Source organism: Stenotrophomonas sp. PE591, assembly GCF_018320795.1.
GTDB lineage: Bacteria > Pseudomonadota > Gammaproteobacteria > Xanthomonadales > Xanthomonadaceae > Stenotrophomonas > Stenotrophomonas maltophilia.
This window is the reverse complement of the sequence record NZ_JAAOKO010000002.1, coordinates 604303-620111: the sequence shown is the minus strand read 5'-3', so window position 1 is coordinate 620111 and position 15809 is coordinate 604303. Positions and strand designations below refer to the sequence as shown.

Here is a 15809-nt window from a genome sequence, read left to right as displayed (position 1 = left end):
CTTACGGCAGGACGCCCAGCAGCTCGACGTCGAACGTCAGAGTCGCGTTCGGGCCGATCGGGCCACCCGGCGTGCCGTTCTCGCCATAAGCCAGATTGCCCGGGATCCAGAAGCGGTACTTCGAACCGACCGGCATCAGCGCAACGCCCTCGGTCCAGCCCTTGATCACCTGGTCCAGGCCGAACTCGGCCGGCTGACGACCATAGGAGCTGTCGAACACGGTGCCGTTGAGCAGCTTGCCTTCATAGTTCACGCGCACCTTGCTGCTCGGCAGCGGGCGCTCGCCGCTACCCGGGCGGATGACCTGGTACTGCAGGCCCGAGGCCGTCGTCACGACGCCCGGCTGGGTCTTGTTCTTGGCCAGGAAGGCATTGCCTTCTTCGCGGTTGGTCTGCGCAGCAGCGGCAGCCTTGGCCTGCATTTCAGCCTGCTTGCTGCCCATGAAGGCCTGGATGGTGGCGGTCGCGTCAGCTTCCGTCATCTTCGGCTGGCCCTTGGTCAGGCCGGTGCTGATCGCGTCAAACAGCGAGGCAACATCGATGTCGTCCTTCAGCTGCGCCAGCGACGGGCCCACAGAGTAGGAACCGATCATCTGCGACACCTTGACGCGGTCGACCTTCGGCGGCTGCGAACCCGGCGCCATGCCCGGCACCTGCTGGCCACTGCGGGCCATCACGACCTGGCGCAGGGCCGCGTCGGTGGCCTTGGCCTGTTCCTGGGTGATCTGCGGCTGCAGGCCTTCGAACGAACGCTCCACGGCGGTGCGCAGCGTGGCCACGTCGATCTCATCGGCGATCGGGGTGAACGACTTGGCCACGTCCAGGCCGATGGCGTAGCCGAGCTTCTGCTTGGGGGAATTCAAGGTTGCGGTCTCCTTGGCGGCTGCGGGGGCAGCCGATTGTTGCGACAGAGCGACACCTGAAGTGCCCATCGCCAGAATCAGAACCGACGCCGCGGCGCCGCGCATTCCCATCTTCATTCGCTGCATTCCTGGAAGTGTCTGGGCGCCGACGTCGGCGCGAAAAGAAGCATTGTCGCACGCATGCCGTCGATGTCGAGGCATCCGTGCCGGATATCAATGTGCGGCCGCTGCGGCCAGCGCCTTGTCGATGGCCGCAGTCAGCCGCGGATCATCCGGCGTCACCTTGCTGGCGAACTGGGCGATGACCTTGCCATCGCGGCCGACCAGGTACTTGTGGAAATTCCAGCCCGGTGCCACGCCGGTGGCCGCGGTCAACCGTTGATAGAGCGGCGTCGCCTCCGCACCGACCACGTGCACCTTCTCGAACATCGGGAACTTGACCCCGTAGGTGAGCGTGCAGAAATCCTGGATCTGCTTCTCGTCACCGGGCTCCTGGCCCTTGAAATCGTTGGACGGGAAGCCGAGCACGGCAAAACCTCGGCCGGCATAGCGCTTCTGCAGCGCCTCCAGGCCTTCGTACTGAGGGGTATAGCCGCACTTGCTTGCGGTATTGACCACCAGCAGCACCTGTCCGTGGTAGCGCTGCTGCAGGTTGACCTGCTGCTTGCTGGCCAGCGGGCGGTAGTCGAGGTCGAGAAGATCGGCCGCCAGCACCTGGGTGGAACCGGCCAGGCCGGCTACCAGCAGGGTCAGCAGGGACAGGCCGCGCAGGCGGCGCGGCATAACGGTCGGCAAGGGCATCGAGAGCAGTCCGCGGTGGCCATTCACAGGGCCGGCCGGTAGCGGCCGGAGTCGGCCGAACTATAGCACCGGGCCCCCCTTCCCCCTTGTTGCAAGGGGCGCCTGGGGCTTCGCGCGGCGTGGCGCTTTCCTGCACGACCCGCCAGCAACGGCGCAGTAATGACATAGCATGGACAACGCTGAATGGAAGGCGGGCCTAGGTCGGCCCGCGCCAGAACCTGATTTCCCTTTCGAATCAATCGGATAAACGGATATTTCAGCGATTTGACCACCCCTGCCATCAGTTGGGGACGGCAAGGGGTTGCACGTAGGCGTGCCGGTGTTATAGTTGCATACAACACCAGTCACCTGAGACAGGGGGAAGCCATGAACGCCCGGATCCGTCGCAACCTCACCGCACCCGCGGCCGCTGCTGTTTCGACCCTGATCGTGCTGGCCTGGCTGGCCACGCCCACCGCCCCCGCCTCGCCCGACAGTGCGCAGGATGCAATCGCTACACCGGCCGGGAACGCCGATCCCTCCCCCCCTCCCCCGCGTCGGCTGCACAGCTCCCTGTCCATGCCGTATTTCTCGTTCGCCCAGCCGCTGACCCCACGGAGCTGAATATGAGCGACATCCAGTGGAGCGACGGCGCTCCCATCTACCGTCAGTTGAAGGAGCGCGTGATCGCCATGATGCTCGACGGAATCCTCAAGCCGGGCGATGCCCTGCCTTCGGTGCGCCAGGTGGCCGCCGATTACCAACTGAACCCCATCACCGTTTCGCGCGCTTACCAGGAACTGGCCGACGAAGGCCTGGTCGAAAAGCGCCGCGGGCTGGGCATGTTCATGACCGAGCAGGCCGCCACGCAGCTGCGCAGCAGCGAGCGCGAGCGCTTCCTCAATGAAGAATGGCCGGCCGTGCTGGAGCGCATCCAGCGCCTGGGCCTGAGCCTCGACGAATTGCTGCCCCAGGGGAAAGTCTGATGAATAGCACCGCAAGCGAACCGGTCATCACCGCCCGCGGCCTGCGCAAGGCCTACAAGTCCACCGTTGCCCTCGACAGTGCCAGCTTCAGCATTCCGAGCGGGCGCATCGTCGGCCTGATCGGTCCCAATGGCGCCGGCAAGACCACCGCGCTGAAGGCCATTCTTGGCCTCACCTCGGTGGAAGGTGAGTTGAGTGTGCTCGGGCGCGACCCGCGGCTGCACCGCGACGAACTGATGAACGACATCTGCTTCATCGCCGACGTCGCCGTGCTGCCGCGCTGGCTGAAGGTGCGCGAAGCCATCGATTTCGTCGCCGGCGTGCATCCGCGCTTCGACCGCGCCCGCTGCGAGCGCTTCCTGGCCAACACCAAGCTGCAGCCGAAGCAGCGCGTGCGCGAGCTGTCCAAGGGCATGATCGTGCAGCTGCACCTGGCACTGGTGATGGCCATCGATGCCCGCATCCTGGTACTGGACGAGCCCACCCTGGGCCTGGACATCCTGTACCGCAAGGAGTTCTACCAGCGCCTGCTGGAAGACTATTTCGACGAGCAGAAAACCATCATCGTCACCACCCACCAGGTGGAAGAGATCGAGCACATCCTCAGCGACGTCATGTTCATCCGTGATGGCCGCATCGTGCTCGATGCGGAAATGGACGAGGTCGGCCAGCGTTACACCGAACTGCTGGTCAACGCCGACCAGCTGGAGACCGCGCGCGCCCTGAAGCCGATCGACGAACGCAGCCTGGCGTTCGGCAAGACCGTGATGCTGTTCGACGGCGTACCGCGCGCCCAGCTTTCCACCCTTGGCGAGACCCGCAGCCCGGGCCTGGCCGACCTGTTCGTCGCCGTCATGAAGGGGACCTACGCATGAATGCCGTCAACCATCCCGTCAGCCCCCTCGGCACGCTGCGCTGGCTGCTCAAGCGCGAGTACTGGGAAAACCGCGGCGGTTTCCTGTATGCCCCGCTGATCGCCGGCCTGATCTCGCTGGTGATGAGCACCGTCGGCATCGCCTTCGGCCTGTTCGCGCTGCACCGCGCGGCGCGCAACGGTGCGCTGCATGTCGATGGCGAGAGCGTGAACGTCAATGGCCTGGACCTGGCGCTGCTCACCCGCAACATCGACGGCAAGGACCTTGCCGACCTCGGTAACGGCCTTGACCTGACCCTGGTGCTCAGCTCGGCATGGCCGTTCCTGGTGCTGGCCTTCGTGGTGTTCTTCTATTGCCTCGGCGCCCTGTACGACGACCGCCGCGACCGCAGCATCCTGTTCTGGAAGTCGTTGCCGCTGTCGGATACCCAGACCGTGCTGTCCAAGGTCATCAGCGCACTGGTCGTGGCACCGCTGATCGCGGTGATTGCCGGCATCATCACCATGTTCGGCTTCATGCTGATCATCAGCATCGTCGCGCTGATGCACGGTGGCAGCCCGATGGCGCTGATCTGGGGGCCCGCCAGCCCGTTGACCCTGGCCGCTGGCCACCTGAGCTGGATTCCGGTCTACGCGCTTTGGGCCCTGCCCACTGCAGGGTGGCTGCTGCTGTGCTCGGCCTGGGCCAAGAGCAAGCCGTTCCTGTGGGCGGTGATGCTGCCACTGTTTGCCGGCGTCATCGTCAGCACCACCAAGATCATGCCGCTGTTCGGCCTGACCACCGGCTGGTTCTGGCAGAACATCGTCGGCCGCCTGCTGCTGGGCGGCGTGCCCGGCATGGACCTGCTGTACCGCCTCGGCGCAGGTGAAGGTTCGCGCCGCGACCTGGATTCGGTGGTCAGCCTGATGTCCCCCGCCTCGCAGCTGAAGTCGCTGGCGATGCCGGAGCTGTGGATCGGTGCGGCCGTCGGGGCACTGTTCATCTTCCTCGCCATCCGCCTGCGCAAGCGCGCCGGCGAGATCTGATTCCATCCACCCGGAGGCACCACCCATGCGTTCTTTGCTCGCCTGTTCTGCGTTGTTGCTGTTGCCGTTGTCGGCGCTGGCCGCCGATGCTCCGAATTGCAAGTTCACTGCCGCCCGCGCACTGAAGCTGGACGTGGCCGGTGCCAAGACGGTGGTGTTCGAGGTCAACCAGCATGACCTGAAGGTGGTCGCCAGCGCTGGCGGCGGCCAGCTGGACGGCCGCGCCTGCGCGTCCAGCCAGGAATGGCTGGACCAGCTGGTACTGGACCAGCGCAAGGTGGGCGACAAGCTGGTGGTGAGCCTGCGCCGCGACGGCCGCCAAAGCGGCATCAGCCTGGGCAACAGCTACGCCTGGCTGGATATCCGTGGCAGCGTGCCGGACAACCTGCCGCTGCAGTTCAAGGTCGGCTCGGGTGACGCCAGCGTGGAGAACGCACAGTCGCTCAGCGTGGACGTCGGCTCCGGTGACGCGGTGGCCCGCGGTACCCGTGGCAGCATCCACGCTGCAGTGGGTTCCGGCGACCTCAACATCGATGGCGGCAGTTCGCTGAATCTGCTGTCGCTGGGTTCGGGCGACGTCAATGCCCGCAACATCGGCGGCGATGCCATCACCGGCACTGTCGGTTCGGGTGACCTGAAGATCACCGATGTGCGTGGCAACGCACGCCTGGATACGGTCGGCTCCGGCGACATCGAGTTCAAGCGCGTGCAGGGCAGCGTCGAAGTCGGCGTGGTCGGCTCCGGTGGCATCGATCTGGCCGATATCGGCGGCAACGTGCATGTGCGCAGCCACGGCTCGGGCGACATCCAGGTGGACGGCGTACGCGGCAGCCTGACCGTCGATCACAGCGGCAGCGGCGATATCGAACACCGCAACGTCAGCGGCCGGGTCACCCTGCCGCGCAGCAAGTAATCCTCTTCCACACACGTCCAGGGGAACATCATGAACCTGTTGCGCCTGCTGCCCGCCACCCTGCTGTGCCTGCCGCTGATCGCCTGTGGTGGCACGTCCTCCGCCCCCGACAAGAGCGTCGGCAAGAGCGTCGCCGAAGCCACCAGCGGCGTCGGCCAGACCGTCAAGGAAGCCATGGACGATGCCCGCAAGGACATCGCCCAGGGCAACATCAAGATCTCGGCCGACAAGCAGCCGCGTGCGGAGATCACGCCGGATGGCCGCCTGCTGATCGCCGGCAAGGAGGTCGCCGCCAACGACGTCCAGCGCCGCCACCTGCAGGAGTACCGCGGTCACGTGGTCGCCGTTGCGATGGCGGGCATGGATGTCGGGCTGGCCGGCGCCAAGCTCGGCGCCAACGCCGCCGGTGAAGCGCTGAAGGGCATCTTCAGCGGCGACAGCGAAGGGGTGGAGAAGCGCATCAACGCCGAAGCCGCCAAGATCGAGGCCCAGGCCAAGCGCATCTGCGATCGCCTGCCGGCGATGCTGGCCAGCCAGCAGGCACTGGCGCGCGAGCTGCCGGCATTCAAGCCCTACGCGACGATGGACCAGAGCGACGTGGACGACTGCGGCAAGGACAACTCGGTCACGTTCTCCAACTGAGACAAATCGACGCACCCGACCGACTGCGGCCTTCCGTTGCCGGTCGGGCACTGTCGGCGGGCTTACAATGGGGGCCCCGGATGCCCCCGAACCGAACGCCATGAAGAAGTTGTTGCTGCTGCTGGCCACCCTGCTCTGCCTGGGCCTGGTCGGCTGCGACAAGGATTACCGCAATCACCGCGCCGAGCGCGGCAAGCCCAAGATTTCCGTCAGCGAAGGCATGGTGACCGTGCGCCGCCCGCCGGCACCGAACATCATCATCCTCGGCGACGGCACGATGAAAGTGGACGAGATCCAGATTCCACTGGACGACGGGCAGAAGCAGATGCTGCAGACGATGTTCGGCAAGCTGCAGGTGCTGCGCCAGAACACGCTGGTGGCCGCACCGGCCGATCCGAACATGCAGCCGGTGAAGATCCAGCCGCCGGAGGGCATGGAGGTAATCCCGGCCGACCTGATCCAGCGCATCCCCGAGTTCAAGGATTACACCGACACCTTCGGCAACATCGTCGCCGACCGTCGCTGAAGAAGAACGCCGCCCGAGGGCGGCGTTCTTCGTTTCCGTAGAGTCGAGCCATGCCCGACTCCGGAACAACCGTCGAGCGTGGCTCGACTCTGCAACCGGCAGATCACCCCCCGGCGCCACCACCGCCAGCCTGGATGCCACCAGCAGTCAGCGCAGTCGGGTCCAGCAGGCGACGCAGCTCGGCCTCGTCAAGCCCGCTGTCTTCCAGCGCCACGTCCAGCACCGGGCGCTGTTCCTTGTAGGCACGCTTGGCAATCGCCGCTGCCTTCTCGTAGCCGATGATCGGGTTCAGCGCGGTGACCAGGATCGGGTTGCGCGCCAGCGCCTCGGCCACGCGGTCCTCGCGCACCTTCAGCCCGGCGATCGCGCTGTCGGCCAGCAGCCTGGACACATTGGCCAGCAGGCCGATGCCATCGAGCAGGTTCACCGCGATCAACGGCAGGGTGACGTTGAGCTGGAAGTTGCCGGTCTGCCCGGCCACGGTGATCGCGGTGTGGTGGCCGATCACCTGCGCGCAGGCCATCACCGTGGCTTCCGGAATGACCGGGTTGACCTTGCCCGGCATGATCGAGCTGCCCGGCTGCAGTGCCGGCAGTTCGATCTCGCCCAGCCCGGCCAGCGGACCGGCGTTCATCCAGCGCAGGTCATTGGCGATCTTGATCAGTGCCACGGCCAGCGCATTGAGCTGGCCGGACAGTTCCACAGCATCGTCCTGCGCGGCCAGGCCTTCGAACTTGTTCTCGGCGCTGTCGAACTTGAAGCCGGTCTGCTGCTTCAGCGCCTTGGCCACCTGCGCGCCGAAGCGCGGGTCGGCGTTGATGCCGGTACCGATGGCGGTGCCGCCCAGCGGCAACCGGCGCACGCGCTTGAGGCTGTCTTCGATGCGCTCCTGCGCCGAGGCCAGCTGCGCCGACCACGCACCGAATTCCTGCTCGAAGGTGAGCGGCATCGCGTCCATCAGGTGGGTACGGCCGGTCTTGACCACCTTGCGCAGGCTGCGGCCCTTCTTGTCCAGGGTCTTGCGCAGGTGCACCAGCGCCGGCAGCAGCTGCTCGTGCGTCGCCAGCACCGCCGACACCCGCAGCGCAGTCGGAATCACGTCATTGGAGCTCTGCCCCTGGTTGACGTGGTCATTGGGATGCACGGTGGTCTTGCCCGCCTTGCCGGCACGGTTGGCCAGGGTGGCGATGACCTCGTTGGCATTCATGTTCGACGACGTGCCCGAACCCGTCTGGTAGACATCGATCGGGAACTGCGCGTCCCAGTTGCCGGCGGCCACTTCGGCGGCAGCGGTCTGGATGGCCTTGGCCACGGTCTTCGGCAGGTGGCCCAGCTCCGCGTTGACGCCGGCGGCCGCGCCCTTGACCAGGCCCAGCGCGCGGATGAAACCGCGCGGCATGCGCTGGCCCGATACCGGGAAGTTCTGCACGGCGCGCTGGGTCTGCGCGCCCCACAGGGCATCGGCAGGCACCTGCAGCTCGCCCATGCTGTCGTGTTCGATTCTGAAACCCTTGCTTGCAGCTTTGCTCATTGCATCAACTCCGCACTACTTCAGTTGGGGAAAGGGAAGCGGCGGCTGGCAGGGTGTCGCTTCCCGGGCTGGCGGCTGCGGCCACAATACTCCCTTGCCCGCAGCATGGGATGACGAGGGCGGGCCAGATCGTTCCACCTGCACGGCCGTTCTGCGCGCGCAAGGGTAGTGCCGGCCGCTGGCCGGCAACCACGCTCGGCCTACGCCGCCATGGCTTGCCGGCCAGCGGCCGGCACTACCTGACCGGCACGTCGTAGAATATGGCCCCCGCCGCTCGTCCCAGCCCTGCCGACATGTCCGATTCCGCCCTGCTCGCCCTGTCCCCGCTCGATGGCCGCTACGCCGGCAAGGTCGACGCCCTGCGCCCGATCTTCTCCGAATACGGCCTGATCAAGGCCCGCATCGTGGTCGAGGTGGAATGGCTGCTGGCGCTGGCCGCCGAACCTGGCATCGTCGAACTGGCGCCGTTCTCCGACGCCGCCGTCGCCCGCCTGCGCGGGTTGGCCGCCCGCTTCAGCCCGGCCCAGGCCGCGCGCGTGAAGGAGATCGAGCGCACCACCAACCATGACGTCAAGGCGGTGGAGTACTTCATCAAGGAACAGCTGAAGGACGACGCCGAGCTGGCTCCGGCGCTGGAATTCGTGCATTTCGCCTGCACCAGCGAAGACATCAACAACCTCAGCTACGGCCTGATGCTGGAACAGGCCCGCCGCGAGGTGCTGCTGCCGACCCTGGACGGCATCGCCACCACGCTGCGCAACCTCGCCCACGCCCAGGCCGGCCAGCCGATGCTGTCGCGCACCCACGGCCAGACCGCCTCGCCGACCACCCTGGGCAAGGAACTGGCCAATGTAGTCGCGCGCCTGGAGCGCCAGCGCCGGCAGATCGCTGCGGTCGAGCTGACCGGCAAGATCAACGGCGCGGTCGGCAACTACAACGCCCACGTGGCCAGCTACCCGGACGTGGACTGGCCGGCCTTCGCCGAGCGCTTCGTGACCGGCCTGGGCCTGGTGTTCAACCCGTACACCACGCAGATCGAGCCGCACGACAATGTTGCCGAGATCGGCGATGCCGCGCGCCGCGCCAACATCATCCTGATCGACCTGGCCCGCGACATCTGGGGCTACATCTCGCTGGGCTACTTCAAGCAGCGGCTGAAGGAAGGCGAAGTCGGCTCGTCGACGATGCCGCACAAGGTCAATCCGATCGATTTCGAGAATGCGGAAGGCAACTTCGGTATCGCCAACGCGCTGTTCGAGCACTTCAGCGCGAAGCTGCCGATCAGCCGCTGGCAGCGTGACCTGACCGATTCCACCGTGCTGCGCGCACTGGGCACCGCGTTCGGCCACAGCCAGGTGGCGCTGGATTCGCTGGCCAAGGGCCTGGGCAAGCTGGAAGTGAACCCGCAGCGTCTGGATGCCGATCTGGACGCGGCCTGGGAAGTGCTGGCCGAGGCCGTGCAGACGGTGATGCGCCGCCACGGCCTGCCGAACCCGTATGAGCAGCTGAAGGCGCTGACCCGCGGCCAGGGCATCACGGCCGAGTCGATGCGTGCGTTCGTGCAGGGGCTGGAGCTGCCGGCGGATGCGAAGCAGCGCCTGCTGGAGATGACCCCGGGCAGCTACACCGGCCTGGCCGAGTCGCTGGCGAAGAAGATTTAAGGGGATCCTTGCGGCGGCGGCCGCGGGCGCTGCCTGCGGCAGGCAACGGCAACATCAACAGCAACAGCGATCCAGGCTCTGGGTTGCTGCGGGCTGGGCGGGGCGGGAGGGGGCCAGCGGGACACGCCGTGAACCCATCCATGGGGGCTCGATGGCGCCATCCATGGCGCCAACGGTCCCGCTGGCCCCTCCCGCCCCACCTCTGACAGATTCCCGGTGACGGATCGAAGAGCATTGGGTTGTCGGGACGGAATTTGAAAGAGGGACGCGGCTTCGCCGCGTCCCTCTTTTGTTTTGGCATGAGCAAGCGCAGCGCGCGACCCGCTGTTGCTTTTGCTTTTCTTCTTCCATTCCGTGGCGGGCCGCGCAGGAAACTGCCAGGGGCCGGGCGGGTGGGCTGCGCGGGGGTGTCCGCCGCATGGATGCGGCGGCCAAGCTTACAGGGACGTACTTGCAGCGTCCCCCGCGCAGCCCACCCGCCCGGCCAAGCGCGGCTTTTGCTTGTGAACCCACCCCGCCACGAGGGGCTCCGCCGTTGGCCGGACACCCCGCGACAATCCCGCGCACGTGCGCAATCCCCACGAACGGCGGACAATGGAGATCTCAGGCGGCCCGCTGCGCCGCCCCTCCCGCTTTCCGCTGCAAGGATTCCCCCATGGCCGCCCGCAAGTCCTCCGCCCCCCTGATCGAAGTCACCGCCCGCCCCGGCCAGCCGCTGGGCATGGCGCCGGCCACCTTCCTGCGCGACTTCTGGCAGAAGCGCCCGCTGCTGATCCGCAACGCCTTCCCCGACTTCCAGACCCCGGTGCAGCCGGAAGACCTGGCCGGGCTGGCCTGCGAAGAAGGCGTGCTGGCGCGCCTGATCGAGCACGACAAGACCCAGGACGGCTGGCGCGTGCGCACCGGCCCGTTCCAGGAAGACGTGTTCCCCGCCCTGCCCGACCATGACTGGACCCTGCTGGTACAGGACGTGGACAAGTGGGACCCGGACGTGCGCGCCCTGATCGAGCACTTCAGCTTCCTGCCGCGCTGGCGCATGGATGACGTGATGATCAGCTTCGCCGCCACCGGCGGCTCGGTCGGCGCCCATGTCGACCAGTACGACGTGTTCCTGCTGCAGGCCCATGGCCACCGCCGCTGGCAGATTGATGCCAGCGAATCGATCAAGGGCAGGCAGCCGCCGCTGGGCTTCCGCCCCGACGTGGAGCTGAAGCTGCTGAAGGTGTTCAAGCCCACCCACGACTGGGTGCTGGCGCCGGGCGACATGCTCTACCTGCCGCCGAACGTGCCGCACCACGGCGTCGCCGAAGACCCCTGCCTGACCTTCTCCTTCGGCATGCGTGCGCCGTCCTCGGCCGAGCTGATCAGCGACTACCTGGACACCCTGATTGCCGATGCCGACGAGAACATCCGCTACCAGGATGCCGACCTGAAGGTGCCGGCCGATCCGAACGAGATCGACACAGTGGCGATGGCACGTGTGATCACCGCCCTCAACGCCATCCGCATGAACGACCCGGACAAGCTGGGTGACTGGTTCGGCCGTTTCATCACCACCTACCGCGCCGCCGGCGAAGTGATGGCTCACCAGGCCGCACCGGCACCGGAGGAAGTGGTCCAGGCCCTGGCCTCGGGCCTGCTGCTGCAGCGCCATCCGTGGGCACGCCTGGCCTGGCGCCGGGCCAAGCGCGGCGCCAGCCTGTACGTCAGTGGCCAGGACTTCGCGCTGCCGGTGAAGGACGCGCAGCGCCTGGCCGGCGCCGAGCAGCTCGATGCCGCCGCCTATCGCGGCCTGTCCGACAAGGGCCGCGCGGTGGTCCAGCAGCTGTTGGTCGGTGGCGTGTTCCAGCTGATCGATCCGAACGAGGTGTATGACGCTGAAGATGAGGATGACGGCGAAGACGCCGTGGTGCTCGGCGAAGTGGTCGAAGGCCGTGACCGTGTCGACGCGATCGACGCCGACGCGGTGTCCGACGATGTCCACACCGTGACCGTGCACGACGACGGCATCGAGGTCATCGTCAACTTCGAGGATCACGACGAAGACGACAGCGACGACGGTCGCGCCTGAGCCCTGCCATGGTCCGGGTCCAGCAGGTCAGCCACGCCGACGCCCACGTCGCCATCCACGACGTGCGCCAACGCGTGTTCGTGCAGGAACAGGGCATCGCCGCCGAACTGGAACGCGATGCGCTGGACCCGCTCAGCGCCCATGTGCTGGCGCTGGACAGTGACAACCAGCCGGTCGGCACCGGTCGGCTGGCCCCGGACGGCCGCATCGGCCGCATGGCGGTGCTGGCCAGCCATCGCAGCCACGGGGTCGGTGAGGCCCTGCTGGAGGCACTGGTCGAGGCCGGGCGCAGGCTCGGCCTGGCCGAGCTGCACCTGCACGCCCAGCTGCCCGCCCGCGATTTCTATGCCCGCCAGGGCTTCCTGCCGGAAGGCGAGGTATTCGAGGAGGCCGGCATCGGCCACCAGCAGATGCGCCGCCGGTTGGGCGCGGCCAGTGCCATCGACAGCCGCGAGCAGGCGGTGGCCATCACCACGGCCATCGTCCACCGTGCCCGCCGCCAAGTGTGGCTGCACAGCCGTCAGCTGGACCCGGGACTGCTCGACGCGCCGCCGGTACAGGCCGCCCTGCGCCGCTTCGTCACCGCCCGCCGCGACAAGCAGCTGCGGGTGATCGTGCACGACGCCGCCGCCATCGCCTCTGCCGGGGCACCGCTGCTGGCCTTGGCCCAGCGCCTGCCCAGCGTGATCCAGTTCCGCGAGGTCACCGACCCGATCGACCGTGCGTTGGCCTCGGCCTGCCTGCTCAACGACGCCGGCGACTTCTACTTTCGTCTGATCGGTCATCGCCTCGACGGCGAGGCAGGCGTCGCGCTGCCTGCACGTTCGCAGCCGTTCGAGCAGCAATTGCAGCGGGTCTGGGACCGTTCGCGCGATTGCAGCGAACTGCGTGCGCTCGGCATCTGAGCGGGTACCGCCTACTCAACCTGTCTGGAAGCGGCACCGGGGGACCCGGGATGCCCGTTTTGGTGCCCCTTCCTGTCCGGATGGGGGTACAATTTGGCTGTTTGAACGCGCCCGCGCAGGGCTATTCATCTTCCTGCCGGGTCCTTCTGAAGCCATACCCCACAAAGCGAATCAACACCCTCCATCGTGGACAATCAACTGAAGCAGTTTGCGCAATCTTCGCAGCTCGCCGGCGGCAACGCCTCCTATGTCGAGGACCTGTACGAGCAGTACCTGGTCTCCCCGGACAGTGTCGATCCCAAATGGAAGACCTACTTCGACGGCTTCAAGGGCCGCGAAGCAGGCGACATTCCGCACTCGGCCGTCATCTCCCACATTGCGGACGCGGCCAAGGAAGCGCTGAAGGCCGGCACCGGCAACGGTGCGGGCGACGAGCGTGAACGCAATGTCGGTCGTCTGATCACCGCCTACCGCTCGCGCGGCCACCTGGACGCCCGCCTCGATCCGCTGGGCCTGGCCGCGCCGGTCAACACCCCGGACCTGGGCCTGCCGTTCCACAGCCTGTCCGATGCCGACCTCAACAGCGAGTTCAGCACCGGCGGCGTCGGTGGCCAGCCGCGCATGAAGCTGCGCGACCTGCTGGCACGCCTGAAGGCGACCTACACCGGCTCGATCGGTGCGGAGTTCATGCACATCTCCGAGGTCGAGCAGCGCCAGTGGATCTACAAGAAGCTGGAAGCAGCCGGCGGCAACTACCAGCTGGACGCTGACACCCAGCGCCGCACTCTGGAGCGCCTGACCGCGGCCGAAGGCCTGGAGCGCTACCTGCACACCAAGTACGTCGGCCAGAAGCGCTTCTCGCTGGAAGGCGGCGACTCGCTGATCCCGATGATGGACACCATCATCCGCAGCGCCGGCAAGGATGGCGTCAAGGACGTGGTGATCGGCATGGCCCACCGCGGCCGCCTGAACGTGCTGGTCAACACCCTCGGCAAGAACCCGCGCAAGCTGTTCGACGAGTTCGAAGGCAAGTTCGAGCACGACGAGCACGCTTCTGCCGGCGACGTGAAGTACCACATGGGCTTCTCGGCCGACGTGGCTACCGACGGCGGCCCGGTGCACCTGGCGCTGGCGTTCAACCCGTCGCACCTGGAAATCGCCGACCCGGTCGTGGCCGGTTCCGTGCGTTCGCGCCAGGAGCGCCGCAAGGACACCGCACGCAAGCAGGTCATGCCGATCCTGATCCACGGCGATGCGGCCTTCTCGGGCCAGGGCGTGGTCATGGAGCTGTTCCAGATGTCGCAGGCCCGCGGCTTCGCCGTCGGCGGCACCGTGCACATCGTGGTCAACAACCAGGTCGGCTTCACCACCTCCAACCCGCTGGACACGCGCTCCACGCGCTACGCCACCGACGTGGCGAAGATGATCGCCGCCCCGGTGCTGCACGTGAACGGCGATGATCCGGAAGCGGTGGTGTTCGCCGCGCAGCTGGCCTTCGAGTTCCGCCAGAAGTTCGCCAAGGACGTGGTCATCGACCTGATGTGCTACCGCCGTTGGGGCCACAACGAGGCCGACGAGCCGGCGATCACCCAGCCGCTGATGTACCAGGTGATCCGCAAGCACCCGACCACCCGCGAGATGTACGCCGAGCAGCTGGAAAAGGCAGGCGTGATCGCTGCCGGTGCCGGCAAGGCGATGGTCGATGCCTACCGCGAGAAGCTCGATGCCGGTGAGGTGACCACCGAGCTGGCCAAGGTCGAGAAGACCCCGCCGACCAGCCCGCTGTTCGTCGATTGGCCGAAGCTGCTGGAAGGCAAGCTGTCCGACCCGGTCTCGACCAAGGTCGAGAAGAACAAGCTGGTCGAACTGGCCAAGCTGATCAACACCATTCCCGAAGACGTGCAGCTGCACTCGCGCGTGGCCAAGGTCTATGACGACCGCCGCAAGATGGCCGCCGGCGAGATCCCGGGCGACTGGGGCTTTGCCGAGAACCTGGCCTACGCCACCCTGCTCGACGAAGGCCATGCACTGCGCCTGGTCGGCCAGGACGTCGGTCGCGGTACGTTCACCCACCGCCACGCGATCCTGCACGACCAGAAGACCGACAACTACTACATGCCGCTGCGGCAGCTGGTGGATTCGCCGGAGAAGGCCACCGTCATCGATTCGCTGCTGAGCGAAGAAGCGGTGATGGCCTACGAGTACGGCTTCTCCACCACCGATCCGAACACGCTGTGCATCTGGGAAGGCCAGTTCGGCGACTTCGCCAACGGCGCCCAGGTGGTGATCGACCAGTTCATCGCCGCCGGTGAAGCCAAGTGGGGCCGCATTTCCGGCCTGACCCTGCTGCTGCCGCATGGCTATGAAGGGCAAGGCCCGGAGCACAGCTCGGCGCGCCTGGAGCGCTTCCTGCAGCTGTGTGCACTGGAGAACATGCTGGTGGTGGTTCCGTCCACCCCGGCACAGGCCTTCCACATGCTGCGCCGCCAGCTGCACCTGACCACCCGCAAGCCGCTGGTGGTGATGTCGCCGAAGTCGCTGCTGCGCCACAAGCTGGCCGTGTCGACCCTGGACGAACTGGCCAACGGCGAGTTCCAGCACCTGATCGGCGACGCCAGTGCGGACGCCAAGAAGGTCAAGCGCGTGGTGCTGTGCTCGGGCAAGGTCTACTACGACCTGCTGGAAGACCAGACCAAGCGTGGCCAGGACGACGTGGCGATCATCCGCGTGGAGCAGCTGTATCCGTTCCCGCGTGCGCTGCTGGCTGCCGAGCTGAAGAAGTACGGCAAGGCCACGGACGTGGTGTGGACGCAGGAAGAACCGCAGAACCAGGGTGCGTGGTACCAGATCCGCCACCACCTGCAGTTCTGCCTGGCCGATGGCCAGAACCTGCACTACGCCGGTCGCGCACGTTCGGCGTCGCCGGCTGCCGGTCACATGGCTGACCACGTCCGCGAACAGCAGCAGCTGATCGCCGACGCGCTGGTCAACCCGTTCAACGACACGTTCGCTGAATAATCCTCCCCCTATTT

The 15809-nt window shown here is 66.8% G+C and carries 14 protein-coding genes; 11 read left to right on the top strand and 3 right to left on the bottom strand.

Annotation, left to right across the window (positions count from 1 at the left end):
* Nucleotide 1: 1 nt before the first annotated feature.
* Both JLDANKMP_RS08120 and JLDANKMP_RS08115 read right to left on the bottom strand, forming a co-directional pair.
* On the bottom strand, nt 2-979 hold the full coding sequence (locus tag JLDANKMP_RS08120) for an FKBP-type peptidyl-prolyl cis-trans isomerase (protein WP_212560880.1): 978 nt from the start codon (nt 977-979) through the stop codon (nt 2-4).
* Nucleotides 980-1075: 96 nt separating this feature from the next.
* Complete coding sequence (locus tag JLDANKMP_RS08115) at nt 1076-1663, bottom strand: glutathione peroxidase (RefSeq protein ID WP_249336826.1); 588 nt, start codon at nt 1661-1663, stop codon at nt 1076-1078.
* 366 nt (nt 1664-2029) lie between these two features.
* Between JLDANKMP_RS08115 and JLDANKMP_RS08110 the strand changes: the two genes are divergently transcribed.
* From JLDANKMP_RS08110 to JLDANKMP_RS08080, 7 genes are all read left to right on the top strand, one after another.
* On the top strand, nt 2030-2266 hold the full coding sequence (locus tag JLDANKMP_RS08110; protein ID WP_005413929.1) for a hypothetical protein: 237 nt from the start codon (nt 2030-2032) through the stop codon (nt 2264-2266).
* A gap of 2 nt (nt 2267-2268) precedes the next feature.
* The gene (locus JLDANKMP_RS08105; protein ID WP_005410261.1) at nt 2269-2628 is read left to right on the top strand and encodes a GntR family transcriptional regulator; all 360 of its coding nucleotides are present in this window, start codon (nt 2269-2271) and stop codon (nt 2626-2628) included.
* On the top strand, nt 2628-3503 hold the full coding sequence (locus JLDANKMP_RS08100; RefSeq protein ID WP_005410262.1) for an ABC transporter ATP-binding protein: 876 nt from the start codon (nt 2628-2630) through the stop codon (nt 3501-3503). Before JLDANKMP_RS08105 ends, JLDANKMP_RS08100 begins: the two co-directional genes overlap by 1 nt.
* Complete coding sequence (locus JLDANKMP_RS08095) at nt 3500-4528, top strand: ABC-2 transporter permease (RefSeq protein WP_212560879.1); 1029 nt, start codon at nt 3500-3502, stop codon at nt 4526-4528. The genes JLDANKMP_RS08100 and JLDANKMP_RS08095 overlap by 4 nt, the downstream gene beginning before the upstream one ends.
* A gap of 25 nt (nt 4529-4553) precedes the next feature.
* The gene (locus tag JLDANKMP_RS08090; RefSeq protein WP_005410264.1) at nt 4554-5441 is read left to right on the top strand and encodes a DUF4097 family beta strand repeat-containing protein; all 888 of its coding nucleotides are present in this window, start codon (nt 4554-4556) and stop codon (nt 5439-5441) included.
* 30 nt (nt 5442-5471) lie between these two features.
* A complete protein-coding gene (locus JLDANKMP_RS08085; RefSeq protein WP_005413931.1) occupies nt 5472-6083 on the top strand; it encodes a hypothetical protein in 612 nt (203 codons plus the stop codon).
* Between the two features lie 100 nt (nt 6084-6183).
* Nucleotides 6184-6609: a hypothetical protein gene (locus tag JLDANKMP_RS08080; protein ID WP_212560878.1), complete on the top strand. Its 426-nt coding sequence runs from the start codon at nt 6184-6186 to the stop codon at nt 6607-6609.
* A 103-nt stretch (nt 6610-6712) separates the two neighbouring features.
* Here JLDANKMP_RS08080 and JLDANKMP_RS08075 read toward each other — a convergent pair whose 3' ends face one another.
* Nucleotides 6713-8140, bottom strand: coding sequence for a class II fumarate hydratase (locus tag JLDANKMP_RS08075; protein WP_049403131.1), 1428 nt, complete (start codon nt 8138-8140; stop codon nt 6713-6715).
* Nucleotides 8141-8433: 293 nt separating this feature from the next.
* Here JLDANKMP_RS08075 and purB point away from each other — a divergent pair, with 293 nt between their 5' ends.
* The 4 genes from purB (at nt 8434) to JLDANKMP_RS08055 (ending at nt 15795) form a co-directional block, all read left to right on the top strand.
* Complete coding sequence (purB, locus tag JLDANKMP_RS08070; protein ID WP_049403132.1) at nt 8434-9801, top strand: adenylosuccinate lyase; 1368 nt, start codon at nt 8434-8436, stop codon at nt 9799-9801.
* A 655-nt stretch (nt 9802-10456) separates the two neighbouring features.
* Nucleotides 10457-11872 carry a cupin domain-containing protein gene (locus JLDANKMP_RS08065; RefSeq protein ID WP_038645462.1) on the top strand — a complete coding sequence of 472 codons (1416 nt, stop codon included), beginning with the start codon at nt 10457-10459 and terminating at the stop codon, nt 11870-11872.
* 8 nt (nt 11873-11880) lie between these two features.
* Nucleotides 11881-12777 (top strand): GNAT family N-acetyltransferase, encoded by an 897-nt coding sequence (locus JLDANKMP_RS08060; protein ID WP_212560877.1) that lies wholly within the window; start codon nt 11881-11883, stop codon nt 12775-12777.
* Nucleotides 12778-12963: 186 nt separating this feature from the next.
* Nucleotides 12964-15795: a 2-oxoglutarate dehydrogenase E1 component gene (locus JLDANKMP_RS08055; protein ID WP_005410271.1), complete on the top strand. Its 2832-nt coding sequence runs from the start codon at nt 12964-12966 to the stop codon at nt 15793-15795.
* The last annotated feature ends 14 nt before the right edge of the window (nt 15796-15809 follow it).

What these genes read in the sequence shown, in the direction of transcription:
- JLDANKMP_RS08120 (WP_212560880.1), bottom strand. Translation starts at nt 979, where the DNA reads ATGAAGATGGGAATGCGCGGCGCCGCGGCGTCGGTTCTGATTCTGGCG.
- JLDANKMP_RS08115 (WP_249336826.1), bottom strand. Translation starts at nt 1,663, where the DNA reads ATGCCCTTGCCGACCGTTATGCCGCGCCGCCTGCGCGGCCTGTCCCTG.
- JLDANKMP_RS08110 (WP_005413929.1), top strand. Translation starts at nt 2,030, where the DNA reads ATGAACGCCCGGATCCGTCGCAACCTCACCGCACCCGCGGCCGCTGCT.
- JLDANKMP_RS08105 (WP_005410261.1), top strand. Translation starts at nt 2,269, where the DNA reads ATGAGCGACATCCAGTGGAGCGACGGCGCTCCCATCTACCGTCAGTTG.
- JLDANKMP_RS08100 (WP_005410262.1), top strand. Translation starts at nt 2,628, where the DNA reads ATGAATAGCACCGCAAGCGAACCGGTCATCACCGCCCGCGGCCTGCGC.
- JLDANKMP_RS08095 (WP_212560879.1), top strand. Translation starts at nt 3,500, where the DNA reads ATGAATGCCGTCAACCATCCCGTCAGCCCCCTCGGCACGCTGCGCTGG.
- JLDANKMP_RS08090 (WP_005410264.1), top strand. Translation starts at nt 4,554, where the DNA reads ATGCGTTCTTTGCTCGCCTGTTCTGCGTTGTTGCTGTTGCCGTTGTCG.
- JLDANKMP_RS08085 (WP_005413931.1), top strand. Translation starts at nt 5,472, where the DNA reads ATGAACCTGTTGCGCCTGCTGCCCGCCACCCTGCTGTGCCTGCCGCTG.
- JLDANKMP_RS08080 (WP_212560878.1), top strand. Translation starts at nt 6,184, where the DNA reads ATGAAGAAGTTGTTGCTGCTGCTGGCCACCCTGCTCTGCCTGGGCCTG.
- JLDANKMP_RS08075 (WP_049403131.1), bottom strand. Translation starts at nt 8,140, where the DNA reads ATGAGCAAAGCTGCAAGCAAGGGTTTCAGAATCGAACACGACAGCATG.
- purB (WP_049403132.1), top strand. Translation starts at nt 8,434, where the DNA reads ATGTCCGATTCCGCCCTGCTCGCCCTGTCCCCGCTCGATGGCCGCTAC.
- JLDANKMP_RS08065 (WP_038645462.1), top strand. Translation starts at nt 10,457, where the DNA reads ATGGCCGCCCGCAAGTCCTCCGCCCCCCTGATCGAAGTCACCGCCCGC.
- JLDANKMP_RS08060 (WP_212560877.1), top strand. Translation starts at nt 11,881, where the DNA reads ATGGTCCGGGTCCAGCAGGTCAGCCACGCCGACGCCCACGTCGCCATC.